This window comes from Roseovarius sp. MMSF_3298 (assembly GCF_030733705.1).
GTDB lineage: Bacteria > Pseudomonadota > Alphaproteobacteria > Rhodobacterales > Rhodobacteraceae > Roseovarius > Roseovarius confluentis.
Window position 1 is genome coordinate 287273 of record NZ_JASHIN010000001.1, and the last position, 26580, is coordinate 313852.

General features: G+C 62.2%; 28 protein-coding genes. 18 read left to right on the forward strand and 10 right to left on the reverse strand.

Annotated elements, in window-relative coordinates:
* Positions 1-291 precede the first annotated feature (291 nt).
* From RBB18_RS01435 to RBB18_RS01460, 6 genes are all read left to right on the forward strand, one after another.
* Positions 292-1647 (forward strand): DUF2927 domain-containing protein, encoded by a 1356-nt coding sequence (locus RBB18_RS01435; RefSeq protein ID WP_306111171.1) that lies wholly within the window; start codon positions 292-294, stop codon positions 1645-1647.
* A gap of 17 nt (positions 1648-1664) precedes the next feature.
* On the forward strand, positions 1665-1820 hold the full coding sequence (locus RBB18_RS01440; protein WP_306111170.1) for a hypothetical protein: 156 nt from the start codon (positions 1665-1667) through the stop codon (positions 1818-1820).
* 8 nt (positions 1821-1828) lie between these two features.
* On the forward strand, positions 1829-3013 hold the full coding sequence (locus RBB18_RS01445) for a VWA domain-containing protein (protein ID WP_306111169.1): 1185 nt from the start codon (positions 1829-1831) through the stop codon (positions 3011-3013).
* 152 nt (positions 3014-3165) lie between these two features.
* Entirely contained in the window at positions 3166-4107 is a 942-nt protein-coding gene (locus RBB18_RS01450; protein WP_306111168.1) for a nucleoside hydrolase, read from the forward strand.
* Entirely contained in the window at positions 4104-4550 is a 447-nt protein-coding gene (locus tag RBB18_RS01455) for an N-acetyltransferase (RefSeq protein WP_306111167.1), read from the forward strand. The genes RBB18_RS01450 and RBB18_RS01455 overlap by 4 nt, the downstream gene beginning before the upstream one ends.
* Positions 4551-4582: 32 nt before the next feature.
* Positions 4583-6001, forward strand: coding sequence for a YdiU family protein (locus RBB18_RS01460; RefSeq protein WP_306111166.1), 1419 nt, complete (start codon positions 4583-4585; stop codon positions 5999-6001).
* 2 nt (positions 6002-6003) lie between these two features.
* Here RBB18_RS01460 and RBB18_RS01465 read toward each other — a convergent pair whose 3' ends face one another.
* Positions 6004-6654: a hypothetical protein gene (locus RBB18_RS01465; protein ID WP_274594184.1), complete on the reverse strand. Its 651-nt coding sequence runs from the start codon at positions 6652-6654 to the stop codon at positions 6004-6006.
* Between the two features lie 38 nt (positions 6655-6692).
* Here RBB18_RS01465 and RBB18_RS01470 point away from each other — a divergent pair, with 38 nt between their 5' ends.
* The 5 genes from RBB18_RS01470 (at position 6693) to RBB18_RS01490 (ending at position 10641) form a co-directional block, all read left to right on the forward strand.
* On the forward strand, positions 6693-7394 hold the full coding sequence (locus tag RBB18_RS01470) for an endonuclease/exonuclease/phosphatase family protein (protein ID WP_306111165.1): 702 nt from the start codon (positions 6693-6695) through the stop codon (positions 7392-7394).
* 72 nt (positions 7395-7466) lie between these two features.
* On the forward strand, positions 7467-7880 hold the full coding sequence (locus RBB18_RS01475; protein WP_103761123.1) for a Fur family transcriptional regulator: 414 nt from the start codon (positions 7467-7469) through the stop codon (positions 7878-7880).
* Between the two features lie 84 nt (positions 7881-7964).
* The gene (locus tag RBB18_RS01480) at positions 7965-8843 is read left to right on the forward strand and encodes a DMT family transporter (protein ID WP_103761122.1); all 879 of its coding nucleotides are present in this window, start codon (positions 7965-7967) and stop codon (positions 8841-8843) included.
* Positions 8844-8942: 99 nt separating this feature from the next.
* Entirely contained in the window at positions 8943-10220 is a 1278-nt protein-coding gene (eno, locus tag RBB18_RS01485; RefSeq protein ID WP_103761121.1) for a phosphopyruvate hydratase, read from the forward strand.
* Position 10221: 1 nt separating this feature from the next.
* Positions 10222-10641, forward strand: coding sequence for a cupin domain-containing protein (locus RBB18_RS01490; protein WP_103761120.1), 420 nt, complete (start codon positions 10222-10224; stop codon positions 10639-10641).
* On the opposite strand, the gene pgi is transcribed toward RBB18_RS01490, so the two are convergent.
* The 3 genes from pgi to zwf are packed head-to-tail and all read right to left on the reverse strand — an operon-like array spanning position 10638 to position 14395.
* A complete protein-coding gene (pgi, locus tag RBB18_RS01495; RefSeq protein ID WP_306111164.1) occupies positions 10638-12233 on the reverse strand; it encodes a glucose-6-phosphate isomerase in 1596 nt (531 codons plus the stop codon). The genes RBB18_RS01490 and pgi overlap by 4 nt on opposite strands.
* 39 nt (positions 12234-12272) lie before the next feature.
* Positions 12273-12944 (reverse strand): 6-phosphogluconolactonase, encoded by a 672-nt coding sequence (gene pgl, locus RBB18_RS01500; protein WP_103761118.1) that lies wholly within the window; start codon positions 12942-12944, stop codon positions 12273-12275.
* Complete coding sequence (zwf, locus tag RBB18_RS01505) at positions 12941-14395, reverse strand: glucose-6-phosphate dehydrogenase (protein WP_306111163.1); 1455 nt, start codon at positions 14393-14395, stop codon at positions 12941-12943. The genes pgl and zwf overlap by 4 nt, the downstream gene beginning before the upstream one ends.
* Positions 14396-14523: 128 nt before the next feature.
* On the opposite strand from zwf, the gene RBB18_RS01510 reads away from it, so the two are divergent.
* Both RBB18_RS01510 and RBB18_RS01515 read left to right on the forward strand, forming a co-directional pair.
* Positions 14524-15477 carry a radical SAM protein gene (locus tag RBB18_RS01510; protein WP_306111162.1) on the forward strand — a complete coding sequence of 318 codons (954 nt, stop codon included), beginning with the start codon at positions 14524-14526 and terminating at the stop codon, positions 15475-15477.
* 114 nt (positions 15478-15591) lie between these two features.
* Positions 15592-16293: a M48 family metallopeptidase gene (locus RBB18_RS01515; RefSeq protein WP_274594178.1), complete on the forward strand. Its 702-nt coding sequence runs from the start codon at positions 15592-15594 to the stop codon at positions 16291-16293.
* Positions 16294-16314: 21 nt separating this feature from the next.
* Here RBB18_RS01515 and RBB18_RS01520 read toward each other — a convergent pair whose 3' ends face one another.
* The 5 genes from RBB18_RS01520 to RBB18_RS01540 form a co-directional block, all read right to left on the reverse strand.
* Entirely contained in the window at positions 16315-16860 is a 546-nt protein-coding gene (locus tag RBB18_RS01520; RefSeq protein WP_103761114.1) for an RSP_2648 family PIN domain-containing protein, read from the reverse strand.
* A complete protein-coding gene (locus RBB18_RS01525) occupies positions 16857-18053 on the reverse strand; it encodes an RSP_2647 family RNA methyltransferase (RefSeq protein WP_103761113.1) in 1197 nt (398 codons plus the stop codon). The genes RBB18_RS01520 and RBB18_RS01525 overlap by 4 nt, the downstream gene beginning before the upstream one ends.
* Positions 18054-18072: 19 nt before the next feature.
* The gene (locus RBB18_RS01530) at positions 18073-18726 is read right to left on the reverse strand and encodes a DUF6778 family protein (RefSeq protein WP_103761112.1); all 654 of its coding nucleotides are present in this window, start codon (positions 18724-18726) and stop codon (positions 18073-18075) included.
* Positions 18727-18852: 126 nt separating this feature from the next.
* Positions 18853-19116 (reverse strand): hypothetical protein, encoded by a 264-nt coding sequence (locus RBB18_RS01535; RefSeq protein ID WP_103761111.1) that lies wholly within the window; start codon positions 19114-19116, stop codon positions 18853-18855.
* Positions 19109-21895, reverse strand: coding sequence for a glutamine-synthetase adenylyltransferase (locus RBB18_RS01540; protein WP_306111161.1), 2787 nt, complete (start codon positions 21893-21895; stop codon positions 19109-19111). Before RBB18_RS01540 ends, RBB18_RS01535 begins: the two co-directional genes overlap by 8 nt.
* A 207-nt stretch (positions 21896-22102) precedes the next feature.
* On the opposite strand from RBB18_RS01540, the gene RBB18_RS01545 reads away from it, so the two are divergent.
* The 5 genes from RBB18_RS01545 to RBB18_RS01565 all read left to right on the forward strand — a co-directional run bounded on the left by RBB18_RS01545 (position 22103) and on the right by RBB18_RS01565 (position 25993).
* Positions 22103-22561 (forward strand): DUF2852 domain-containing protein, encoded by a 459-nt coding sequence (locus RBB18_RS01545; protein WP_306111160.1) that lies wholly within the window; start codon positions 22103-22105, stop codon positions 22559-22561.
* Between the two features lie 69 nt (positions 22562-22630).
* Positions 22631-23080 carry an RDD family protein gene (locus tag RBB18_RS01550; RefSeq protein WP_306111159.1) on the forward strand — a complete coding sequence of 150 codons (450 nt, stop codon included), beginning with the start codon at positions 22631-22633 and terminating at the stop codon, positions 23078-23080.
* An 85-nt stretch (positions 23081-23165) separates the two neighbouring features.
* Positions 23166-23996, forward strand: coding sequence for an arginyltransferase (locus RBB18_RS01555; RefSeq protein WP_103761107.1), 831 nt, complete (start codon positions 23166-23168; stop codon positions 23994-23996).
* A gap of 140 nt (positions 23997-24136) precedes the next feature.
* The gene (locus RBB18_RS01560) at positions 24137-25147 is read left to right on the forward strand and encodes a serine hydrolase (RefSeq protein ID WP_306111158.1); all 1011 of its coding nucleotides are present in this window, start codon (positions 24137-24139) and stop codon (positions 25145-25147) included.
* A 120-nt stretch (positions 25148-25267) separates the two neighbouring features.
* Complete coding sequence (locus RBB18_RS01565) at positions 25268-25993, forward strand: DUF1194 domain-containing protein (RefSeq protein WP_306111157.1); 726 nt, start codon at positions 25268-25270, stop codon at positions 25991-25993.
* Positions 25994-26001: 8 nt separating this feature from the next.
* Here RBB18_RS01565 and RBB18_RS01570 read toward each other — a convergent pair whose 3' ends face one another.
* Complete coding sequence (locus tag RBB18_RS01570) at positions 26002-26544, reverse strand: AAA family ATPase (protein WP_306111156.1); 543 nt, start codon at positions 26542-26544, stop codon at positions 26002-26004.
* Positions 26545-26580 lie beyond the last annotated feature (36 nt).

Consider the following 26580-nt stretch of genomic DNA (forward strand, 5'->3'; position numbering starts at 1 on the left):
AAAATGGAGACGGTAAATTCCGTATGTCCAGAATTCGGGGATCATTCAAAACGGACTTCGAATCGTGATTCGGATTGCTGGCGATTCGGCCACAGTTTTGTCTTTTTTGCTCCTTACTGGGAACGAAGTAAGAGGCAATCAAGGCACCTGTCCGGTAGGCTGCATTGAACAGCAGGTCGAAATGCGTGCGGTCAAGGACGCGCAGAACGATCAGGCGGCGACTGCGCCGGATGGCAGGGTGAATCACGACGACCGCCTGCCACTAGAGTTGATACAGGCATCGGGGGGCTTATGCGCCGCGTCATTCTTCCATTGTTCCTTATGCTGGGCGCGTGCGTTCCGGGTCCCTCCAGTGAAATGCCGACCCGTGCGGCCACACCGTCCGCCAGTTCCCTGCCCGCGTTGAAATCCTTCTCCGCGCCGCGCCCGGTCCCGCCGTCACGGTCCAACAGCGATATAGCTCGGGATTTCCTGGAACTGTCCTTCCAGCTTGAGTCGGGACGAAAGTTGAAGAATTTCTCGCGGTTCGAGGGACCGATTTCCATACGGGTCACGGGCAATCCTCCGTCGACGCTTATTCCCGATCTCAACCGGCTGGTGCACCGCCTGCGCACCGAAGCAAAGATCGACATCGCCCGCGTCCGGTCCGACGTCGCCAACATCACCATCGAGGCCGTGCCGCGGGCAAAGATCCGCAGGCACCTGCCCAAGGCGGCCTGTTTCGTGGTCCCCAATATCAGCCGCCTGTCAGAGTACCGCGCGGCGCGCAACAAGCGGCAGACGAACTGGAGCACGCTGATAGAGCGTAAGAAGATCGCGATCTTCCTGCCCAACGATGCCTCGCCGCAAGAGGTGCGCGACTGCCTGCACGAAGAAGTCGCGCAGTCGCTTGGCCCGCTCAACGATTTATACCGGCTACCCGACAGCGTGTTCAACGACGACAACGTGCACACGATTCTTACCGGCTTCGACATGCTGATCCTGCGGGTCTACTACTCGCCGGATCTGCGTTCGGGCATGACACGAGGACAGGTCGCGGCGCGACTGCCGTCGATCCTGTCGCGTCTCAATCCTGCCGGCGATTCAATTGCGCCGCACGCACTGTCATCGACCCCGCGGGCCTGGATCAAGGCGGTGCAGACCGCGCTTGGCCCCGGCGCTGGCCATTCGCAACGGCTGGTGGCCGCAGCCGAGGCGCTGCGTATCGCAGACGCTATGGGCTGGTACGATCACCGACGGGCGTTTTCGCATTTCGCCATGGGGCGCCTGACCCAGGCCAGCCAACCCGACACCGCATTCGAGCATTTCCGCCTCGCCGAGCGGTTCTACAGCCAGACCCCCGGCACCGAGCTGCACCGCGCCTATTCCGCCTCGCAGTTGGCCGCGTTCGCCATTGCCGAGGGCAATGGTCAATTGGCCCTGACCATCCTGGCGCCGCATCTTGCGATCGCGGAACGTCATGAAAACGCCGCGCTTCTGTCTACGCTGATGTTGCTCAGGGCCGAGGCGCTGGACCTGACGGGCCGCGTCGCTGAGGCGCAGTCGGTGCGGCTGGACAGTATCGGCTGGGCACGGTACGGGTTCGGCGCGGACTGGGCGGTACGCGCGAAACTGCGGGAGATCTCATCGCTCAGCCCCCTGAAGTGACCTGACGGGAAGACACGATGATCGTAGTATTCGGCGCGATCCTGGGAGCATTCACTGCGTGGCGGCGCAAGGGGCGAACTGCCGACATTCTTCTTTACGCGGCGGTCTATTGCCTGATCTTCACCCTGCTGGGGCTTTTCGCTACGCTGATTATTCACCGCATGTCGATCTGAGGTAAGCGATGTTCCTGCCCTTCTTCGAGAATCTCAGGAAGGCGGGCCTGCCGGTCTCGCTGCGCGAGTACCTGACCTTTTTGGAAGCGATGGGCGCGGGACTCGTGACCTATGACTTGGAGGGGTTCTACTATCTCGCCCGCACAGCGATGGTGAAGGACGAGCGGATGATCGACCGCTTCGACCGCGCCTTCGCCGCCAGTTTCGAGGGCCTCGAAGCCATCAGTTCAAAGGACGTGATCGAGGCGGTCGATATCCCTCAGGAGTGGCTGGAAAAGCTGGCAGAAAAGCACCTGAGCGAAGAGGAACGGGCCGAGATCGAGGCGCTTGGCGGATTCGACAAGCTGATGGAGACCCTGAAAGAGCGGCTGAAGGAACAACAGGGCCGGCACCAGGGTGGCAACAAGTGGATCGGCACGGCGGGCACCTCACCCTTCGGCGCCTATGGTTACAACCCCGAAGGCGTGCGCATCGGCCAGAAGGAAAGCCGCCACCAGCGGGCCGTCAAGGTTTGGGACAAGCGTGAGTTCCGCAATCTCGACGATACGATCGAGTTGGGGACACGCAACATCAAGGTGGCGCTGAAGCGACTGCGGCGATGGGCGCGGGACGGCGCCGAGGAGGAACTGGACCTCGACGGTACGATCCGGGCGACGGCCGAGCACGGTTATCTCGACGTCAAGACGCGCCCCGAGAAGCGCAACGCGGTTAAGGTGCTGCTGTTTCTGGACGTGGGCGGGTCAATGGACCCACATATCAAGATGGTCGAGGAACTGTTTTCTGCCGCGCGAACCGAGTTCAAGCATCTGGAATACTACTATTTCCACAACTGCCTTTATGAAGGCGTCTGGCGCGACAACTGCCGCCGCTGGGACGCGCAGACCCCGACCGACGAGGTGCTGCGCACTTATGGGCCGGACTACAAGTGCATCTTCGTCGGCGACGCCTCGATGTCGCCTTACGAGATTGCCTATCCGGGCGGCGCTAACGAGCACTGGAACGCCGAGGCCGGACAGGTCTGGCTGCAGCGGGCACGAGCGCAATGGCCCGAGCACCTGTGGATCAACCCGGTGCCCGAGGCCTATTGGGGTTACACCCATTCGATCGGAATGGTTCGCGAGATATTCGAGGACCGAATGGTGCCGATGACCCTTGACGGTATCGAACGCGGGATGAGGGAGTTGGGCCGCTGATCCGCTTGAGTTGCCGCACCACGCAGGACGGTTTTGCGTAGGCTGCCTGCCGCTCTGGTCGAACAAAGGATAACGCCCCTCCCCCGGAGTATTTCCGCCAAGAAGAATCATGCGCAGTGGACAAGCAATGTCCGCCGTGACAGGGGATTTGCATGAGCGTGCGCAAAATCATCATCGACACCGACCCCGGGCAGGACGACGCCGTCGCGATACTTCTGGCACTTGGGAGTCCGGACGAGGTCGAGGTTCTGGGAATTACCTGTGTGGCCGGCAACGTGCCGCTCGACCTGACCACCCGCAATGCAAGGATGGTCTGCGAGCTTGCCGAGCGGCGCGACATCAAGGTTTATGCCGGATGCGACCGCCCGCTGGACCGTGACCTTGTGACGGCAGAACATGTGCACGGCAAGACCGGATTGGACGGTCCCAACCTGCCCGAGCCGACGATGCAGGTTGAGGATATGCACGCGGTCGATTTCATCATCGAGACACTACGGAAGGAGTCTGAGGGCACTGTCACTCTGGTGCCGATCGGGCCGCTGACCAACATCGCCACGGCGTTCCGCAGGGCGCCCGAGATCGTTCGGAACGTGCGGGAGGTCGTCCTCATGGGCGGCGCCTATTTCGAAGTGGGCAACATCACGCCCGCGTCCGAGTTCAACATCCACGTCGATCCGCATGCGGCAGACACGGTTTTCAGTTCCGGCGTCCCGATCGTGGTCATGCCGCTCGATGTGACGCACAAGGCGCTGGTCACCCGGGCGCGCAACGATGCCTTTCGCGCCCTGGGCAACCGCGTGGGTCAAGCTGTTGCAGAGATGACAGACTTCTTCGAACGGTACGACCGCGAGAAATACGACTCGGAGGGGGCGCCGCTGCACGATCCCTGCACCGTTGCCTACCTGATCCGGCCAGAGCTGTTCTCGGGCCGACACGTCAATGTCGAGATCGAAACTCAATCGGAACTGACCATGGGAATGACCGTGACGGACTGGTGGGGAGTGACGGACCGGACGCCAAACGCGTTGTTCATCGGGGACCTGGATGCCGACGGATTTTTCGACCTACTGACCGAAAGGCTGGCCCGGCTATGACGAAACTGACCCTTGCCGCGATAGAGGACATGGAGCGCCTTGTGCCGCTGGTGGCGGCGTTCCACCAAGAAGAAGGCATCGTGCAGGACGATGCGACCCGGCGGGACGCCCTTTCGCCGCTTCTGGAGGGATCGCCGCACGGTTGCGTCTACTTGGCCGGACCGAGACGCGCACCGATCGGCTATGTCACCATCACCTTCGGCTGGTCGGTGGAGTTCGGCGGACTGGATGGGTTCGTCGACGAAATCTTCATCCGTCCCGGTGTGAGAGGCCGCGGAATCGGTTCGGAAATTCTTCTGACCTTGCCCAAGACGCTGGCGTCGGCCGGCATGAAGGCAATTCACTTGGAGGTCAGCCGCGACAACGCAAAAGCGCGGCGCATCTACGAGAAACTGCGCTTCGAGCCACGCGAGAACTATATGCTGATGTCACGCAAGCTCTAGCGTTCGCGGGATATGCTACTATGTTTTGAGGTATGAACCTGCAAATCCCATTCGACAATTCCTATGCCCGACTGCCCGACCGCTTTTTCACCAGACAGCCCCCCGTGCCTGTCAAAGCGCCGCAGCTGATCGTATTCAACGATGTGCTGGCGCGTGATCTCGGGATCATAACGGGCTCCGAGGACGAAATGGCGCGCGTTTTTTCTGGCAACGCGATACCAACCGGCGCTGACCCGCTGGCACAGGTCTATGCGGGGCACCAGTTCGGCGGCTTTTCACCACAATTGGGTGACGGCCGGGCCAACCTGTTGGGAGAAGTCGCTTCGAACGGGACGCGATTCGATATCCAGCTCAAAGGCTCCGGACCGACGCCCTATTCGCGAATGGGCGACGGGCGCGCCTGGTTGGGGCCAGTGCTACGGGAATACGTGGTGAGTGAGGCGATGCACGCGCTTGGCATCCCCACCAGCCGCGCGCTGGCGGCGACGCTGACTGGCGAGTCGGTGTTTCGCGACACCGGCGCCCTGCCCGGTGCCGTGCTCACCCGCGTCGCGCAAAGTCATATCCGAGTCGGCACATTCCAGTTCTTTGCAGCACGGCGCGACCTGCCCGCGCTTCAGGCGCTCTACGAACACGTGGTGGAGCGTCACTATCCCGAGGTGACTTCCCCGGCGGAGCTGCTGGACGCAGTGATCGCGCGACAGGCGCGGCTGGTGGCGCAGTGGATGTCGGTCGGGTTTATTCACGGCGTGATGAACACCGACAACACCACGCTGTCGGGTGAGACCATCGACTATGGGCCCTGCGCCTTCATGGACGCCTACCATCCCGACACCGTATTTTCGTCCATCGACATGCACGGGCGCTATGCCTTTGCCAACCAGCCCAACGTGATCGCGTGGAACATGGCCCAACTGGCGACGGCACTGGTGCCCTTGATGCCGGATCAGGACAAGGCGGTCGAAGAGTTTACAAATGCCGTTCACGCCATGCCGGGCCAGGTTCATGACACCTGGCGCGCGCTTTTCGGGCGCAAAATCGGGTTGGCCGATGCGACGTCAGAGGACGAACCGATGATCGTATCGCTTTTGGATACCATGGCCGCCTCCCGCGCCGACTTTACGAACACGTTCCGGGCGTTGAGCGACGGCAAGCCCCGGGACGAATTTCTGGACCCAACGGCGTTCGACGCCTGGGAAAAGGACTGGCGCGAACGGTTGGAGCAGGAACAGGCGCCGGATGACGTGATGCGCGCGGCCAACCCAGTCTACATTCCGCGCAATCACCGCGTCGAGCAGATGATCGCGGCGGCGGTGGCCGGGGACATGGCTCCGTTTCACCGGCTGTGCGAGGTGCTGGCCGAGCCATACCGCTCCCGGAGCAATGCTGCGGACCTCGCCCGCCCACCAGAGCCGTCCGAAGCGGTCCAGCAGACCTTCTGCGGCACGTGAGGCTACTCTCGTCGGTCGCGACGTCGGCGCAGTCTGCGGAACAAGCGCGGGTTACGACGCACAAACTCGTCGATGAAGGTTCCGATACCAACATGCCGTCCCTTGAGGTAGCCATAACCCGCCGCCGCGCCCAGCAGGGCACCGACCGCGTTGATGATGAGATCGCCCATGGTGTCCTGAAGCCCGGATTTCTGCATGTTGAGCCCGAAGATCTGATCCATCGCGAATTCGAATATCTCCCAGACCGTTCCAATCGTCATGGCGAAACAGAATGCGAGGAAACTCAATTGCAGATGCGGCGCGGCGAACCGGTCGCCCTGGAACATCATGAAGACGAAGACGAAGCCGATCAGCCCGAAGGCTACGGCGGACGTGCCGTGCATGGCGATGTCCCACCACCAGAACCGTTCGTAGAAATCGAAGACCTCGCCCAGGAACAGCGTGGCCGCCACGAAAATCACAACCACCGCGATGAAGGTCGGCGGCACATGCACCTGCGCCCAGTTTGCCACGACGACCGGGGTCAGAGAAAGGCCCAGCGTTGCCAGCGCCACGAAGGCCAACTCAAGCCGCAGCACGGCCAGCGCCCACAGGGCGGCTCCCGCAAGTGCCAGCCAGATGATCCGCGCCAGCCAGGTCTGATCTGCGAACATGTGCAGCGATCCTTTCTTTGTCGTACAGGTGTCGTAGCATGAACGAACCCCGGCTGAGAATTGCAACTTACAACCTGCAAAAATGCGTGGGCCTGGACATGCGCCGGCGACCAGATCGCAGCCTTCAGGTGATCAACGCCCTGGGCGCCGACATCGTGGTCTTGCAGGAAGTCGACAAGCGCTTACCGCCGCGGCCCGCAGCCCTGCCTCATAACCTCGTGGAGCGTGACGGCTGGCACATCCTGCCATTCGGCGCACCGGGTGGATCGCTGGGCTGGCATGGGAACGCAATGCTGGCGCGGCACACCCTGTCGCTCCGGCACACACGGCATGTTGAACTTCCGGGGCTGGAGCCGCGCGGTGCGGTGATGGCCGAGTTCGAGACCAGTCTTGGTCCCTTGCGGGTCGTTGGCGTGCATCTGGGGCTGGTGCGGCGGTACCGGCTATTGCAGATGAAGGCGGTGATGCGGGCCGTTGCACGGTGCGAGACGATGCCGCTCGTACTGGCGGGTGATTTCAATGAGTGGCGTCCCCCCGCCGCGCTGCGAGGTGCAGCCGGTAGCGTGGAGTTCGTGCCGACTCCGGCCAGTTATCCCGCGATACGCCCTGTGGGGCGGCTGGATCGGATCGCCCATTCTGCCGAGCTTGAAGTCGCAGCAACTGGCGTCCACTCGGACAAGCCCGCGCATATCGCCTCGGACCATCTGCCCGTCTGGGCGGACCTGACACGGCAGCGCTAGTGGGTAGCAAAAAGCTGGATTTCCGATATCACACCCGTTATCCAACGCTCCGAAAACGCGAAGAAGGCCGGAATGACAGACACCATCATCGACCGTTGTGAGGCGAAGGGCTTGAGGATGACCGACCAGCGGCGCACCATAGCGGCGGTGCTGGAATCCTCGGACGATCATCCCGACGTGGAAGAACTGTATTCTCGCGCGAGCGGTCGTGATCCGAAGATTTCTATCGCCACCGTCTATCGCACAGTGAAGTTGTTCGAAGAGGCCGGGATCATCGACAAGCTGGAATTCGGGGATGGGCGCGCCCGCTACGAAGACGCCGAGCGTGACCACCACGATCACCTGATCGACATGCATTCCGGCGAGGTGATCGAATTTGTCGATCCGGATATCGAGAAATTGCAGGAAAAGATCGCCGCCAAGCTTGGTTACAAGCTGAAGGGCCACAAACTGGAACTCTACGGCGTCCCGATCCGGAAGGACTGATCCGGCTCCGGCTTGCCGACTGACTTGTATCGCCCCGAAAAGCCGCCTATCGCGGCAGGGGAACTTTCAGGCGGTACGGCGATCATGGACAATCTTCGCGGAATAGTGCTGGTGATTCTGTCCATGGCGGCCTTCACCGTCGAGGACATGTTCATCAAGAAAATGTCGGCGGATATTTCAGTTGGTCAAATCCTGATCTTCCTCGGGATTGGCAGCGCGTCGATCTTCGCGGTCGTGTCCCGCCTGGGCGGGCACCGTATTTTCGTGCGGGAAGCGTGGCGCAGGCCCTTCCTGCTGCGCGCAGGGTGCGAGGCCGGGGCGGCGCTGGCCTTTACCACCGCGCTGTCCCGGGTAGATATCTCGGTCGTGGCCTCGGTGTTTCAGGCGACGCCGCTGTTCATCACCATGGGCGCAGCGCTTTTTCTGGGCGAGGACGTGGGCTGGCGCCGGTGGAGCGCGATTCTGATCGGGTTCTGCGGCGTGCTGCTTATCATCCGCCCGGGCCTTGCCGGTTTCGACCCTTCGGCGTTGCTGGTATTGGTGTCCGTGGCCTGCGTGGCCGCGCGCGACCTTATCACCCGGCGCATCGATGTCGCTGTGTCCTCGGCCGTGGTGTCGTTCCAAGGCTTTGCCGCGGTGGTACCGGCCGGGATTCTACTGATCCTGCTTGGGCCACAGACGCTATCACCGTTGACGCCGCAGCTGTGGGCGATGATCGGAGGCGGCATGGTTTTCGGGGCTTTGGGGTATTACGGGATCGTTGCAGCCATGCGCATGGGCGATGCGGCGGTGGTCACGCCGTTCCGGTATACCCGCCTGCTTTTTTCACTGATCGTGGGGGTCGTGGTCTTTGCCGAACGGCCCGACAGCCTGACGTTGCTGGGGGCAACGCTGATCATCACCACCGGGCTTTACACTTTTCTGCGCGAGCGGCGGTTGGCCCGGCGGGCGCGGACTACCTGAACGGTCGAAAGATTGCGCGACACCGCCATGCGTCGCAGTTCCCATTCACGCGCGTTCTTGCTATGGGACCTGCAACTGTATTCTGCCAAAGGGTCTCTCATGAGCATCATTCTGGATATCCACGCACGCGAAATCCTCGACAGCCGCGGCAATCCGACAGTCGAGGTGGACGTGATCCTCGAAGACGGCACCATGGGCCGCGCCGCCGTTCCATCTGGCGCATCCACAGGTGCCCATGAAGCGGTCGAAAAGCGCGACGGCGATGCCGCCCGCTACATGGGCAAAGGCGTACTGGAGGCCGTGGCGTCAGTGAACGGCGAGATTGCCGACGCGCTGGCGGGGTTCGATGCAACGGAACAGGTCGCGATCGATGAGGCGATGATCGAGCTTGACGGCACCCCGAACAAGGGCCGGCTGGGCGCTAACGCCATTCTCGGCGTCAGCCTTGCCGTCGCCAAGGCCGCGGCCGATTTCGCCATGCAACCGCTCTTTCGTTATGTCGGTGGCACGTCGGCACGTACCCTGCCGGTGCCGATGATGAACATCATTAATGGCGGCGAACATGCCGACAACCCGATCGACATCCAGGAATTCATGATCATGCCGGTCAGTGCGGGAAATATTCGCGATGCCGTGCGCATGGGGGCAGAAGTCTTCCACACGCTGAAGAAAGAGCTGTCCAGCGCGGGGCTGTCGACCGGGATCGGCGACGAGGGTGGCTTTGCCCCGGACATCGCCTCGACCCGCGATGCGCTGGATTTCATCCTGCGGTCGGTCGAAAAGGCCGGCTACAAGCCCGGTGAGGATATCTACCTTGCGCTTGATTGCGCCGCGACCGAATACTTCAAGGACGGGAAGTACGAGCTTGCGGGCGAAGGTAAATCCCTGTCGTCAGAAGAAAATGCGGCGTACTTGGCGGCACTTGTGAACGACTATCCGATCATCTCGATCGAAGATGGCATGTCCGAGGATGATTGGGACGGCTGGAAGACCCTGACGGACCAGATCGGTGACAAGGTGCAGCTGGTGGGTGACGATCTGTTCGTGACCAACCCCACGCGCCTGTCGGACGGGATCAAGCGCGGCGTGGCAAACTCGATGCTGGTCAAGGTCAACCAGATTGGCAGCCTGACCGAAACGCTTCAGGCGGTCGAAATGGCGCATCGCGCGGGCTACACAAACGTCATGTCGCACCGGTCCGGCGAGACCGAGGATGCCACAATCGCCGATCTTGCGGTGGCCACCAATTGCGGTCAGATCAAGACCGGGTCGCTCGCCCGCTCGGACCGGCTGGCGAAATACAACCAGCTTATCCGCATCGAAGAGGCGCTTGGCGACACGGCGATCTATGCCGGGCGCTCGATCCTGCGGGACTGACGTGACAGCCGACGAGATCATAGCCGCCCTCGATTTGTCTCCGCATCCCGAGGGCGGGTTCTTTCGCGAAACATGGCGCGCGTCCAACGCAGGGCGTGCCCATGGCACGGCGATCTATTTCCTGCTGCGGGGCGAGGACACCAACCAGTGGCACAAGGTGGACGCGGCCGAGATCTGGCATTTCTACGCGGGCGCGCCGCTGGTCCTGTCGATCTCGGAAAGTGAGGCCGGGCCCGCGCGGGACACGGTGCTTGGCCCAGACCTGACCGACGGTCAGCGGCCGCAGGTCATCGTGCCCCCCGGCGCCTGGCAGATGGCGCGGTCGACCGGGGACTACACGCTGGTCGGCTGCACTGTCTCGCCCGGCTTCGAGTTCGAGCATTTTACACTCGCGCCTGACGGGTTCGATATTCCGCGCTAGCCACGGATCGCTTTCAGGAAGGCCAGAAGGTTTTGCGTCGAGCCGTCCTTGTCTTCGGGTGCGGCAGCGCCCGCAACCATTGGCTCCATCTCCTTCGCCAATTCCTTGCCCAACTCAACCCCCCATTGATCGAAGGAATTGATGCCGAGGATCACCCCCTCAACGAAGACCCGGTGCTCGTAAAGCGCGACGATCTGCCCAAGCCGATAGGGCGTAAGTCTGTCATAGACCAGAGTGGTCGAGGGGCGGTTCCCTGGAAAGACACGGTGCGCGGCCTGCCGTTCCAGCTCCGCGCCTTCAAAGCCCGCGTGGCGCATCATGTCGCGTGCGGTGTCGATGTCCCGGCCTCGCATCAACGCTTCGGACTGAGCGAGGCAATTGGCGATCAGCAAGCGGTGATGGTTATCCAGCGAAGGCTCGTATCCCCAGGCGGCGACCATGAACTCGCAGGGTACCACCTGGGTGCCCTGGTGGATCAACTGGTAGAACGCGTGCTGTCCGTTGGTGCCGGGCTCGCCCCAGACTATGGGCCCCGATCCGTCTTCCACCGGTTCGCCCTGCATAGTCACGCCCTTGCCGTTGCTTTCCATCTCCAGCTGCTGAAAATAGGCGGGCATGCGCGACAAGCGCTGATCGTAGGGCAACACTGCCCGCGTGGGATAGCCGCAGGCGTGACTGTGCCATAACCCAGTCAGCGAAAGCATCACCGGCATGTTCCGTTCAAGCGGTGCGGTCCTGAAATGAGTATCCATCGCGGCACCGCCGGCAAGAAATGCGTCGAATTCCTCCGGTCCGACGGCCAACATCAGCGACAGCCCGATCGGCCCCCACATAGAATAGCGACCGCCGACCCAATCCTCGAAACCGAACACGCGCTCAGGCGCGATACCGAACGCCTTGGTCTTGTCCAGAGCCGTGGACACGGCCACGAACTGAGCATTGGGGTCCCCTCCACCAAGCTGCACCCAGGCCTTGGCGGTCTCGGCGTTGGTCATCGTCTCGATGGTGGTGAACGTCTTCGAGGCGACGATGAAGAGCGTCGTCTTCGGCTCCAGCCCGTCGAGGCAATCGGCAATATCCGCCCCATCGACGTTCGACACGAAGTGGCAGCGCGGGCCGTCATGATAAGGACGCAGTGCCAGCGTGCCCATTTCTGGGCCGAGATGCGAGCCGCCGATGCCGATATTCACCACGTCGGTGATCTGACCGCCCGCACCCTTGTGCTGCCCTGAGCGCACGTCTTCGGCGAAGGCGCGCATGCGGGACAGGACGTCGCGGACGCCGGGCATCACGTCGTGCCCGCGCGCCTTTATCACTGCGTCGGCCCGTGCCCTGAGCGCCACGTGCAGAACCGCGCGCCCTTCAGTTTCGTTGATCGGCTCGCCTGCGAACATCGCGTCCCGCCGCTCTGCAACATTGCGGTCCGTGGCCAGTTGCAAAAGTCGCTCACGGGCCGACTCGGTCATCGAGGTCTTGGCGTAGTCGAACAGCATCCCATCGGCCTGGACCTGGAACCGAGTCGCCCGGTCGGGCGATTGCAAGAGATCGCCGATCGGCCTTCCCGTCTCAGGCTTCAGCGCCGCCCAGGTCATGTGGTCTCCTCCTGCGTTGTCGCGATGGACTGCCCGGAACTAGGGCGCCCAGTGCACATCCGTTTCTTCAAGGATCGCGGCCACGGGAGCCTGCTCGGGTCGGCAGGTGCGAGCGCGCTCGACAGCCTTGCGCTTGTCCTCGCCGGTGATCACCAGGTGCTTGGCCACCGCCGCGTTCAGCACCCGGGCCGACAGGCTGATTCGCACATCCTCGACCTTGCCAGGTCGCAGGGGAACCAGTACCGGCGCGTCATGTGCCAGCGCCGCGTCCAACCCGTCGGTGCCTGGAAAGAGCGAGGCAGTATGCATGTCCGCGCCCATGCCAAGAAGTAGAACGGCGATCGGCAGGCGCGGCTGGATGACGGCTTCCAATTCCGCAAGCACCGCCTCGGGCGCCTCGGCGCGGGCATAGAGCGGCAGGTAGCCGGCCTTGGCGGCACGACCCACCAAAAGCCGCTCGCGCACCATCCGGGTGTTGGAGCGGATGTGCACCTCGGGCACCCAACGTTCGTCGCTGAGGCAGATATCGATCCGCGACCAGTCTAGGTCAGCGTCGCACAGCACATCGAATACCGGACCGGGCGTACTGCCCCCCGGCACGACGAACAGTGCGCGGTCGTCATGTTCCAGCGCCGTGTTGAGATCCCCGGCAAGCTGGTTGGCGAGGTTGATCGCCATCATCTCTTCGTCAGCGTATTCGATCAGCCTCATGCGCGTATCTCCCGCCAGCGGCGGCCGTCGCGGTGCATCAGCATCAGCGCATCATCGGGCCCCGAACTTCCCGTGGCATATGTAAGCGGCGCGCGGCCCGAGTCTTCCCAAAGCCCGATGATCGGGTCGATCCACGCCCAGGCAGCCTCGACCTCGTCGCCGCGCATGAAAAGCGTCTGGTTGCCGCGGATCACGTCCATGATCAGACGCTCATAGGCATCGGGGAAATCGGCCTCTTCGGGTCCCAACGCCTCGGCGAAGGTCATGTCGAGCGGCACGTCAACCAATCGCATACCGCCCGGCCCCGGCTCTTTGATGGTCACGCCCAGTTCGATCCCCTCGTTTGGTTGCAGCTTGATCGTCAGGATGTTGCGGTGACGGCCGGCATCGGCGCCGAAGATGGAATGCGGCGCGTCCTTGAAGACCACGGCGATCTCGCTGGCCCTTTCACGCAGGCGCTTGCCCGTACGCAGGTAAAACGGCGTGCCGGCCCAACGCCAGTTGCTGATCGTGGCGCGCAGGGCCACGAAGCTTTCGGTCATGCTGTCGCGGTTGCCGACCTCGTTGCGATAGCTGCCGGACTGGCCACTGCCTTCGTACTGGCCGCGCACTGCGTCCTCGGGCGCGACGGGGTCCAGCGCGCGGATCACCTTGAGCTTTTCATCGCGCACCGCGTCCGGGTCGAACTTGGCCGGAGGCTCCATCGCGATCAGGCACAGCAGCTGCATGATATGGTTCTGCATCATGTCCCGCATCGCGCCGGAGCGGTCGTAGTAATCTCCGCGCCCGCCGACGCCCACGTCCTCGGCCACAGTTATTTGTATGTGATCGACATACTGGCTGTTCCACAGCGGCTCGAACAGAGTGTTGCCAAAGCGGATAGCCATGAGGTTCTGGACCGTTTCCTTACCAAGGTAATGATCGATCCGGTAGATCTGGTGCTCGTCGAAATACTCGGCGATGGTTGCGTTCAGCGCCTTGGCCGTTTCGAGGTCGCGGCCAAAAGGTTTTTCCACCACGATCCGGCAATTCGGGCAGTCCATGCCGTATTCGTGCAGCCTGTCGGCAAGATCCCCGAACAAGCTGGGCGCGACGGAAAAGTAAAAGGCGCGAATTTCGTCGTCACGTAGCATGGAAGTCAACTCGGACCAACCGGCGTCGCCGCGGGCATCGATCGTCACATAGTCGAGCTGTCGCAGGAAGCTGTCGAGATGCTCGCTGTCTTTCGCGGCCTCCGGCTCGAACTCCATCACGGCTTTTCGGGCGAAATCTCGATAAGCGGCGGCATCCATGTCGCTGCGCGCTGCGCCGATCACGCGGGCATTGTCGCCCATCTGGCCCGCCCGGAACCGGCGGAACAGGCCGGGCAGGATCTTGCGCTGCGCCAAATCCCCCGTGCCCCCGAAGATCACGAGGTCAAAGGGGTCGACCGGAATGACGCGAGATACCATGTTTTTCTCCTGAACTCGGTGCAAGTCTAGGTGGCGATCACGAAGGTGTCACCTGCCCGAACTCGACTTTCAAGGGAAGAAAGGACAGGTTATGGGCGAAAGGCAAATGAAATTCGGAAGATAGACAGATGAAAGATGTAGCAGCCCCCCGTGCGAACGGTGGAAAATTCATCGACCCGAAGGTCACTGCGGATGGTGAACCGAGGGCGCATGTCGCGCTGAGCAAGCCACAGACGCTTTGGTTCAATACCGGAACGCTGTGTAACATCACCTGCGCGAATTGCTATATCGAAAGTTCTCCGGAAAACGACAGTCTTGTCTATATCACCGCGGCCGAGGTCGAAGACTACCTTGATCAGCTGGACACGCGCGCCTGGCCTGTCGGCGAGATCGGGTTCACCGGCGGTGAGCCCTTCATGAACCCACAAATGGTCGAGATGACCCGCGCCTGCCTGTCGCGTGGCTACGAAGTTCTTATTCTGACGAATGCAATGCGTCCCATGATGCGCAGGCACGTACAGGACGGCCTTAGAGCGCTGCACGAAGAGTTTGGTGAAAATCTGACCCTGCGCATCTCGGTCGATCATCACTCCGAGTCGCTGCACGACGAGGAGCGTGGCAAGGGCAGCTTTGCCCGGACGCTGGAAGGAATGCACTGGCTTCGACAAACTGGGATCCGCATGGCCGTAGCGGGCCGGAGCCTTTGGAACGACAGCGAGGCCGAGTCCCGCGCGGGCTATCAGGCGTTTTTCGACGCGCATGGGTTCGACATCGACGCACACGACCCTGCAACGACTGTTCTGTTCCCGGAAATGGACGAAAGCGTCGAGGTTCCCGAAATCACCACCGGCTGCTGGAACATCCTCGGGAAATCGCCGGACAGCGTGATGTGCGCGTCTTCCAGAATGGTCGTCAAGCGCAAGGGCGCGGAGCGGCCCTCCGTGCTGGCCTGCACCCTTCTGCCTTATGACGCGGAGTTCGAACTGGGCGAAACACTGGCGGAGGCCGAGGGCGACGTGGCACTGAACCACCCCCATTGCGCCAAGTTCTGCGTGCTGGGGGGCGCCAGCTGCACGGGCTGACCGGAACTCGGGCCTCGTGCCCTTTTGCAAATCTCCAGAGTTGCGTGGTCATTCTGGATATCAGACGGCGATGCGTCGCTTGCCCCGCCCGGCGACAGGGCCCATATCTGTAGAATGATCAAGTTCACCCCGATCCTTCTGGCAGTCCTCTATGCCGTGGTCATGTACCGCTTCTCGGTCTGGCGCACCAAGCGAGAACTGGACGCACGTTCGACCGAACTGGCGGATCCCAAGCTGACGCCGCTCTTCACGCGGCTGGCCAAGGCGCTCGACCTGCCGCGGATCAAGGTGCATATCTACGAGATCGATCCGGTCAATGGGTTGGCCGCGCCGGACGGGCGGATCTTCATCACGCGGGGCTTTTACCGCAAGTTTCTTTCTGGAGAGGTCTCGGCAGAAGAGATGACAAGCGTCATTGCGCATGAGCTGGGCCACGTGGCGCTTGGTCATTCGCGCCGCCGGATGATCGATTTTTCGGGTCAGAACGCACTGCGTACCGCGCTGGCGATGGTTCTGTCGCGGTTTTTGCCCGGTATTGGCGTCTGGCTCGCCAATGGCATGGCTTCGTTGCTTGCGGCACGGCTTTCGCGCGGCGACGAGTACGAGGCCGATGAATACGCCGCCGCCTTGCTGACAAAGGCGGGAATCGGCACCGCGCCTCAGAAGTCCCTGTTTGAAAAGCTGGAGGCCCTGACCCAGTCGCGTGCGGGCGCCATGCCGGCCTGGCTGATGAGCCATCCCAAGACGACTGAGCGGATTGCCGCGATCGAAAAGCTTGAAACGCGCTGGAACGGCTTGCCCGAGACACGGGACTAGTGGCCGGCGACGCCGCGGGATTCAGGCAAAGGCCAAAGCTTTACCCAAACGCGGCAACCGCGCTTTCTTCATCAGGCGTCTGATGTCCCAGTCTTCGCCGCTGAGGCGCCGTGCGTCGGCCAGCACCGCCCCGCCGATTTCCTGCATCAATTCCGGCGTTGCTTCGAAAACGCCGAGCAGGAAGGTATCGGGATCGGCCCGGTTTACGCCTTCCTCGGCTAGGATGTTGCGTGGAAAATCCTTGGCGTTGACCGTCAGGATCAGGTCGGCGGAGCCGGCGATGGCGGCCGCCAGCACATGGATATCCGCAGGGTCCGGCAGCCATAGCCGGGCTTCCAGCGACGGCGGCCAGGACACCTGCGCGTCGGGCCACTCGACAGCCAGCATCGCCGCCTCGGCCTGGGCCTGCGCCATGCCACCGGGGCCAAGCTTGACAACCGCGCGTTGCCACTCCTCGATGATGCGGGCAGACCAGAGCGGTTTGAAAACGCCCCGTTTCGCGGCGCCAAGCAGCGTCTGGCGCATCACGGTAGGGTAGATCACGCAGGTGTCGAGAACCGCCTTCATAACCGGAAGAAGAACGCCTTGAGATACCCGCTTTCGGCCAGTTGCGGATGCAGGGGATGGTCCGGACCCGCAAAGCCGGTATGGATGAGCGCACCCTCGCGCCCGGCCCGGCCGATGCCCCGAGTGCAAGCCGTGCGAAACTTGTCGAGTGTCGCGGCATGAGAACAGGAGCAGAGCCCCAAGTACCCGCCTGCCGCCACCAACGGGGCCGCCAGCCGCGCGACCCGCTCATAGGCGCGCAGGCCCTTTTCCAGCGCCTGCTTGTTCGGGGCAAAGGCCGGTGGATCACAGATGACCACGTCAAACCGTTCGCCCTGTTCGGCGAGGGCCGTCATCACGTCGAAGGCGTCGCCCCGCCGTGTGGCGAAGCTTTCCGAAAGCCCCATACGCGCGGCCCCGTCCCGGGCCAGATCAAGTGCCGGTTGGGAGCCATCGACTGCAAGCGCCCCGGACGCACCGGCCGCAAGCGCAGCGAGGGAAAAGCCGCCCACGTGGCTGAACACGTCGAGCACGCGACTGCCCTGTGCGAGTGTCGCGGCAAAGGCGTGATTAGGTCGCTGGTCGTAGAACAGCCCCGTTTTCTGCCCGCCAATGACGTCAGCCATGTAGGTGGCTCCGTTCATCTGCACCGGTAAAGGACTGTCGGGCAAGTCGCCCACAAGAGCCAGCGTAGCGTCATCAAGGCCTTCCAGCGCGCGGGCACGCCCAGACGCGTTCTTGATCACGCATGTAACGCCGGTAAAGTCGACCAGAGCCGCCGCGATCTGCGGTAGCAGCACATCGGCCCACGCCGCGTTGGGCTGGATGACGGCGACGGAGTCGAAGCGATCTATGATGACACCGGGCAGACCATCCGCCTCGGCATGCACCAACCGGTAGAAAGGCGCGTTGAACAACCGGTCGCGCATCTCGAAGGCGAGGCGCAGTCTGGTTTCCAGCCAGGATTGATCAATCCGGGCGTTCGGATCACGGTCCAACACCCGTGCCATGATGCGGGACTTGGGATTGACCGCGACCGTGGCCAGCGGTGTTCGCTCGGCGTCTTCCAGGACCGCCACAGTGCCGGGCGCCAGTGCTTTGGTCCGGCGGTCGGTCACGAGCTCATTATCGAAGACCCAAGGAAACCCGTGCCGGATGGCGCGGGCCTGCACTTTGGGTTTCAGACGTATGGAAGGCAAAGAGGACGGCGTCATGCCGTCCCCTTAAGCCGTTTCAGTTTTCGTTGGAAGCACCGAGTTGATTCAGCGCACCCATCAAGCCCAGGTTTGCCGCCTGGTAACCCTCGGGGCTCGTCAGCTGGCGCTGGATCACCGAGGCAAGGTGATTGGTGATCCGATATTTCTGGGTGATGCCCTGCTGCTCCGCCTTGATTGCCGCTTGCCCTCCAAGCGCCTTGAAGTCGGCCTTTACGAATTGCGGCTTGCCATATGCGACGCCGGTCTCGGGATTGCGTAGAAGCATGTGGAATTGCAGGGCATGAACGCCGCCAACAGTATAACGCGCCTTTTCGGTCAGTGCGTGAAAGCGCGTGACCTGGATATCCAGGACCGCCGGTACATGGCCGGGTTGCATGGCGTTGACGCCCTGCTGCATCGCCGCCTCGAAGATCGCCTTGACCTGTGCGTGCCGGTCGCCCGCAGGGTCTTCGCGCCAGACGATGTCACCGCCCGGAAGGTAGCGGTTGGCTTCGGAAACCCTGAGAGACTTCGGAACGTTGACGCGGATTTCCTGGACTGCATAGGCTGGCGCAGCCACGGCGACCGAAGGAGTCTCAAGCGAGGCATTCCGTGTTGCCGTCTCGGGTGTGGAGCAGCCCGCGACGGACAGTCCCACGATGAGTGCTGCGATAGCTTGACGGGTCTTCATGTCATCCTCCTAGCGCGATTTCAGCGCATTGGTTGGAGACATTTTGTCGAGTAATTGAGGCGAGTTTTCGGCGGTCTCGGTACTTAATCAAGATTCCGCAAGGCCGGAAAACGCGACCATGGAGCGTCAGCGTCCACGCCCGCGCCAGCCGCCGCGGCGCTTTGGCGCCTCAGTCGATTTCAGGCCTTCATTCAAAACGGCGGTCATCGGGTGGTCCGGGTGTTGCGTGCCGTGGCGCTCGATTAGGCCCTCAAGCAGCACTTTCATATCGCCATCGCCGTCAATCGAAAGCGCCCAGTCCAGAAAGATCGAGCGGCATTCGCCAGGCGTAATGCCCTCAATATTGTAGGACTCCCGGATCAACCCCTTTGGGTCTAACACGTCAGCCATCTTCGGTTCCTCGCTTCAATGCAGCATCAATCACTATGGCGGCGTCTGCCGTACGCCGTTGCAGTTCTTCGCGCAGGTCAGCCATATTTTCCTGCGCGGTCTGCCGCAGGACGAAAGCCTTTGCCCCGGCGCCAAGCACATCTTCGTCGATGGGTTTATCGCCCAGCAGGCGCGCCGCCTGCGTCACTTTCCAGCAAAGCGCGTAAGCAGCGCCGAGCGTAATTTCTTCTGCGTCAGTTAACCAACCGGCGGCGACACCGGCGGCCAATCCAGCCTCGACACTGCGTTCGGGCCGTCCGGCAAGCAGGCATCCAGCCTGTGCCACTAGCTCGATCTCCTGCATCCTCCCGTCGCCCAGCTTGGTGTCCCAAGGACCGCCGGACGCTTTGGCGGACTTGATGCGCGCTCGCATCTGCGCCACTTCCCTCAGAACGATTGCGGCATCCCCTTTTTGCTGCAACAACTCACAGAGGAATGCCTCGACATCTTCCGCCAGCGCGTCGGGACCGGCCACGACATGGGCGCGCGTCAGCGCCAGATGCTCCCAGACCCAGGCTTGCTCTTGCTGGTAGGTCTGAAACGAGGCCCAGCTGGTGGCGACCGGCCCCTGATTGCCCGAGGGACGCAAGCGCATGTCCACCTCGTACAGCCGGCCTTCGGACATAGGCGCCGTCACGGCAGTGATCAACGCTTGGGTCAGGCGCGCATAGTAGGGCCGTGTTGCCAGCGGCCTGCGCCCATCGGAGCCTTCGACCCCTTCGGAATCGTAGATCACGATCAGGTCGAGATCAGAACCCGCGTTTAGTTTGCCCGCCCCCAGAGAGCCCATCCCCAAAACCACGGCCCCGCGCCCGGGTGGCGGGCCGTGCTTTTCGGCGAACTGGGCGCAGACCACGCTCCAAAGTTCAGCGAGGATCACCTGCGCGAGATCGGCATACTGCGCACCGGCCTTGTCGGCGTCGATCAGGCCGCGCAGGAGGTGGACCCCGGTGCGGAAATGCCACTCCTTCAGCCAGCGGCGGGCCGCGTCCAGCTTGCGCTCGTAATCGTCTTCGCGGTCCAGCCGCGCCGCAAGTTCACGGCGCAGATGTGCCCTGTCTGGCCAAGGTGCGAAGAAATCCCCTGCGATCACCGCGTCGAACACGCCCGCATGGCGCGACAGGTAGCTGGCCAGCGCTGGTGACACACCCGCGATATCGACCATCAGGTCGATCAACTGGGGGTTGGCCTCGAACAATGCGAAAACCTGAACGCCCGCAGGCAGACCAGCCAGGAAGCCGTCGAACGCCACCAACGCCTCCTGCGGGTTGGACGACCGATTGAGACGTTCGAGGATCTCCGGCTTCAGCCGGTCGAAGATCGTGTTCGCGCGCTCGCTGCGAAGGGCCGGATAACCTCGCCAACGGGCGATAATATCCTCGTCCAGACCGTCGACCGCGACCGGCTTCTCGGCGCCGCTTTCGGGAGCAAAGAACCCCTCAATCAGATCGTGCACCTGTTGCAGCCGTCCGGTCAACTCGTCGCGAAAATCGGCCAAGTCGCGGTCGCAGAGCGCCGCGAGCCGCGCCCAGCCCTCAGGTTGCTCTGGCAGGACCTGCGTCTGCGCGTCGCGCACCATCTGAAGGCGGTGCTCAATCTCCCGATGCGCCCGGTAATGCTCGGACAGTGTCTCTGCCGCGTTCTCGGGAACCCAATTCTTGTCCGCCAGCCGCTCCAGTCCAACGACTGTGCCGCGGACCCGCAGGTCCGGGTCACGACCGCCAGATATCAACTGGCGGGTCTGGGTGAAGAACTCGATCTCTCGAATACCGCCCCGACCCAGCTTCATGTTGTGACCGTCGAGCCGGATGGGACCGTGAAGGCCCTTATGCTCGCGGATGCGTAGACGCATGTTATGCGCGTCCTCGATGGCGGCGAAATCTAGGTGCTTGCGCCAGACGAAGGGACGCAGCGTATCGAGGAACCGCGTGCCGGCCGAGATGTCGCCCGCCGCGGGACGCGCCTTGATGTAGGCCGCGCGCTCCCATGTCCGCCCAAGGCTTTCGTAATAGGTTTCGGCAGCGCCCATTGCCATGCAAACTGGTGTTACGTTGGGGTCGGGGCGCAGGCGCAGGTCGGTGCGGAAGACGTAGCCGTCGGCAGTCCGGTCGTTCAGCGTCGCAGCCATGCGGCGGGTCGCCCGCACGAAGCCGGCCCGCGCCTCGTGATAGCTGTCGCCATCGAACCGTTCTTCGTCGAAAAGACATATGAGGTCGATGTCGGAGCTGTAGTTGAGCTCGTGCGCGCCCATCTTGCCCATTGCCAGAACGACCATCCCGGCCGCCTCTTCCAGCGCATTCTCGTCCTGACCCGGTATCTTGCCGCGCCGCAACTCGGGCAGCAAAGCCGCGCGCAGCGCCTGGGCCACGGCAAGGTCCGCGAACCGCGTCAGGGCGCCGGTCACCTGTTCCAGCGTCCAGACCCCGGCAAGATCGGCCAGCGCGATCATCAGCGCGACCCTGCCCTTGGCCCGGCGAAGGCACGGTCCCACCTCGTCCATGGGAAACTCCGCAACCTCCTCCATCAGGGCGTCGAAGACGGCCTCGGGGTCGTCGAAGACTTCCGGCAACCATTCGCGCTCCTTGATACAGAGAGCTTGCAGAAACGGGCTGCATCCCGCTGCGCCTTCGACCAGTGCCGCGAGCTCGGACGGCAGGTTCGGAACTGCATCGCGCGCCTCCAGGCCGGGATCGGCTTCGAAGGGGCGCGGGCAACGTGTCATGCGGTCGGAAAAGCTCATGGATGCAGTGATACACCCTTGGCAGGTCCGGTCAACGACCCGCTTGCCGATGAAAACAACAAGTGGGAACGTCGAGAATGGCGCACAGATCGCGCCATGTGAAAATAATTTACATTACCCCTTGCACGCGTTGCGCCTGTTTCCCATCTCTTCAATGTAAATGCAATTCACATACTGCCCTTACACAACGTTCGAAAGGACCCAAGGATGAGCACATATACCTACAATTCACCCCATAGCGGCATAACCAGTTGGTTCGTCCGCTCAGAGGCATGGCTTGACGAGAAAGGCAAAGCTGCTTGGATCGCGGTTCTCGTGGTTTCGTTGATCGTCTTTTGGCCCGTTGGCCTCATGCTGTTGGCCTACATGATCTGGAACAACAAGATGTCCTGCCCGTCCGGTCGGACCTCTCGTCGCAGGATATCACGCCCGATGAACGGGTCCTCCGGAAACAGCGCCTTCGATGCCTACCGCGACGAGACCCTGCGCAGGCTGGAAGAAGAGCAGCAGAACTTCGAGGCATTTCTCGAACGGTTGCGGGCCGCCCGCGACAAGGCGGAATTCGATCAGTTCATGGAAGACCGCGCCCGAAAGGCAGAGTCCGGTGACGATACCGAAGATCAAGGCGACGAAGAACAAGAGCGTGGTGCCGCGCCCGCCAGCTGACCCACCGAAATCCCGTGCCCCCGGCGCCGAGACCCTTCAAGGCGCTTGGGGCGAACCTATATGATACGAATGAGTGATACGACCTGGCATATCCCCGACCCCGACAGTCAGCCCGACTTCTACGCAGACGTCCCGTTAAAGCGATTTTTGGCATGGCTGGTGGACAGCGTGCTGATACTGGGCTTCTGCGTGCTGGTGCTGCCGTTCACGGCCTTTACCGGTCTGTTCTTTCTGCCGGTCCTGTTTCTTTCCATCGGCCTGATCTACCGCACGGCCACCATAGCGCAAGGATCAGCCACTTGGGGTATGCGCCTTTTCGCGGTCGAGTTCCGCACGGCATCCGGGCACCGCTTCGACGGCTTGATGGCGTTCTTGCATTCGATGGGGTTCACGTTTTCCTGTGCCGTACCCCTAGTGCAGCTTGCCTCGGTCCTGTTGATGCTAACGGGGTCGCGGGGTCAGGGCCTGACCGACCTTGTCCTTGGAACCGTTGCGATAAACCGACGCGCGGCTTCCTGACGCCGCGCCGACGGCGCCGGATTTGACCTCTTGGCGCAGCGTCACATCGTTGTTATCGTCGGTTCCGAAAGTTGCGAATTCTGCCATGCGTCACACTCTTCCCATCGCGCCCCAGTTCTATGTGACGGCGCCCCAGCCCTGCCCGTATCTCGAAGGCCGGATGGAGCGGAAATTGTTTACGGCCTTGCAGGGTGACGGAGCGCAACGTCTCAATGACACGCTTTCAAAACAAGGCTTTCGTCGGTCGCAAAACGTGCTCTATCGCCCGTCTTGCGCGGACTGTGCCGCCTGTCTGTCGGCACGGGTGAATGTCGAGAATTTCACTGCGTCGCGCAGCCAACGACGCACCATCAAGCGCAACCAGCGGCTCGAGCGCCGCGCCACGTCACCCTGGGCCACGGAGGAGCAGTATGCTCTTTTTCGAGAATATCTCGAGGACCGGCACGCGAATGGCGGCATGGCTGACATGGATACGTTCGAGTTCGCCGCGATGATCGAGGAAACGCCAATTCGCACGCGCGTCGTGGAATACGCCGACCAGGAAACAGGCGACCTGGTCGCGGTGTGCCTGACCGACGTGTTCGATGACGGTGTCAGCATGGTCTATTCCTTTTACGATCCGAACCGACCGCGCGACAGTCTCGGCACCTATATAATCCTCGATCACATCGAAATCGCCCGCGAGGCCGGCCTACCCTATGTCTACCTTGGATACTGGGTACCAGGCAGTGCGAAGATGGGGTACAAGGCCGCGTTTTCCGGGCTGGAGGTCTACTCGGGTGGCGAGTGGCAGAAGATGCATGATCCCGAGGATTTCGAAGCGCACCGACATCCACTCTCGAACGATCCGATTGCCGAGCAAGTCGCGAATATTTCGCTGCCCGACGGCAAGCCCCTGCGCAACAAGAAGTACTGAGGCGCCAAGGGGTTCTTTCGCGTCCTGGGGACGCACGATCCGAACACGTTCACGTGTTTGACGGCTATTCGATGTCCCTGCCCTCTGGCCCTTCGCACGGTGCGTGATATCTGGTGAACTTCCCAGAAAAGCGAGGTTGCATGTCCTTTCTTAGTCGTCGCCATATTCTTGCCGGTGCCGCCGCATTTGCCGCATGGCCCGCCCGTGCCCAGCCCGCCGAATGGCGCGGCGTGGCGGATGTGGCGGGTGCGTTGGATCAATGCCATGCCGTCATGATCCACCAGCACGGCGCCGAGGTGTTTTCCGAGGCGTTTCGCGGTCCCGAGATCGGGACGCCAGTCCCGATAAAGTCGGTGTCAAAAACCGTCGTTGCGGCGCTGACAGGGGCCGCGCTGGACCGCGGCGAAATACCGACACTGCAGACCACTATCGGCCAGCTTGCCCCCGGCCTGATCCCCGCAAACGCCGAGCCGGGCGTTTCGGATATATCGGTCGAGAACCTCGTGACCATGCAAGCCGGGCTAGAGCGAACATCAGGACCGAATTACGGAGAGTGGGTCAGCAGTTCGAATTGGGTCGCCAACGCCCTGTCGCGCCCGTTCGAGACGGAACCCGGCGCGCGCATGCTATATTCGACAGGCTCGTTCCACGTGCTGGGTGCGATCCTGTCCGAAATCACCGGGCAAAGCCTTCTGCAGCAATCGCGAGAGCGGCTGGGTGCGCCGCTCGGCATCAGCATCCCGCCTTGGACCCGTGATCCGCAAGGGCGCTATCTTGGCGGCAACGAGATGTCGCTCAGCCTGCCCGCGATGATCCATTTCGGCGAGATGTACCGGCGCGGCGGCATGTGGGACGGCACGCGCGTGTTGAGCGAGGACTGGGTCACCCGGTCTTTCGATCCCGTCACACGCTCGCCATGGTCCGGGCTGCGCTATGGCTATGGCTGGTTTCTTGGACAGTCAGACGGAGATGATTTCGCCCTTGCGCGCGGATACGGCGGACAGGTGATCTGCATAGTGCCGGGACTGGGCCTGACTATCGCGATCACGTCTGATTCCACACGCCCTGCGCGCAGTGTCGGTTATTTCGGAGATCTGATGCAGCTTATCCGCGGAACCATCCTGCCGCTGGCCCGGGGTGACAGGACCTGAGCGCGGCACTGACGACCGGTTCGCCTGTTTTCACATCATAGGACCACGCAACGCCTGTCCACACGCGGATGTGACCACGGGCGGCTTGCCCTGATGCGGTTTGCAGGGAAAAGTTGTGTTATGCGCATCCTGGCATTTTTCTTTTTCTGGCTTGCGGGTTCGGCTCTTGCCGAAACGCGGCAAGAGGTCGGACTGGAACTGGTTCTGCTGGCGGATGCGTCAGGGTCAATCGACGACATGGAGCTGTCCTTCCAACGACAGGGCTACGCAACTGCGATCACGGACCCAGAGGTTCTAAAGGCCATAGAGCAATCGCTTTATGGCAATGTCGCGGTGACCTATGTCGAGTGGGCCACCAATACCGCCGTTGTCGTGCCGTGGACTGTGATTGACGGCGACGCCACCGCACAAGCCTTTGCCGACGCGCTGGACGGTCCGCCGCGCCAAGCTTATGGCAGCAACGCCATTGGTGGCGCTCTTCTTGATGCAAAGCGGTTGATCGAGTCCAACGACATCATCGCGCCCCGTGCGGTAATCGACTTTTCCGGGGACAGTATCCGTAACTCCTCGGGTCCTTCCATAGCTTCGGCCCGGGCCGAGGTTCTGGCGGCAGGGATCGTCATCAACGCCCTGCCGATCCTGCGGCCCGAAGACGGTCGCCGCGCCGGGGCGAACCTAGAGGAAGAATATGCCAAACGCATCATTGGCGGTCCCGGTGCCTTCATGGTGACGGCCGAGGGTCGGGACAGTTTCGCACGCACCGTGCGGCGCAAGCTTGTACTGGAGATCTCCGGGCGGACACCGGACCCCGACCGCGGCCGTATTGCCTTGATCCCAGCTCAGTAGGCATCGTTTCAACCCAGGTGGTTCAGAACGAATGCGGTCCGCTCAGCGACACTAGTTTTGGGCAAAGACACAATCGTGTAGCCAAGCCGGTCATATGCTTTGCACAGCCGGTGATACTCTTCGATCGCCACGTCAAAGCCGTGGCGTCGCGCGTTGTCGGATTTGTAGATCTCCGGCCAGGGCGGGGCCACGAATACCTTTTGGTGAAAGCGTTTCGCGGGCGCCATGGTGACGGCCATATCTATGCCCGCGGCATGCTCCAGCGCAATGGCAGCGTCGATCAATCCGCGATCAAAGAACACCCAGCCTGTATCGCTGGCCACGTCGGCCCGGTCCTGCAGGGCCATATCCACCGCTCGCCGGGCAAATGCGGTGGGATCGACCCAAGGTAAGGCCACGCCGCGGCCGCGTGTCTCTTCCGCAACGATGCGTCGCCCGGGTTCGGGCACGGTGCTGTACCCGGTGCGGCCAAGCGCCGTCAGCAGCGTTGACTTTCCCCCACCGGAGCATCCGGACAGGATAACATGCCTTGTATTTGCTTCCTGTGTCATTTGGTGCGCTGCATTTGTCGGGAATGAAAGCGCCCG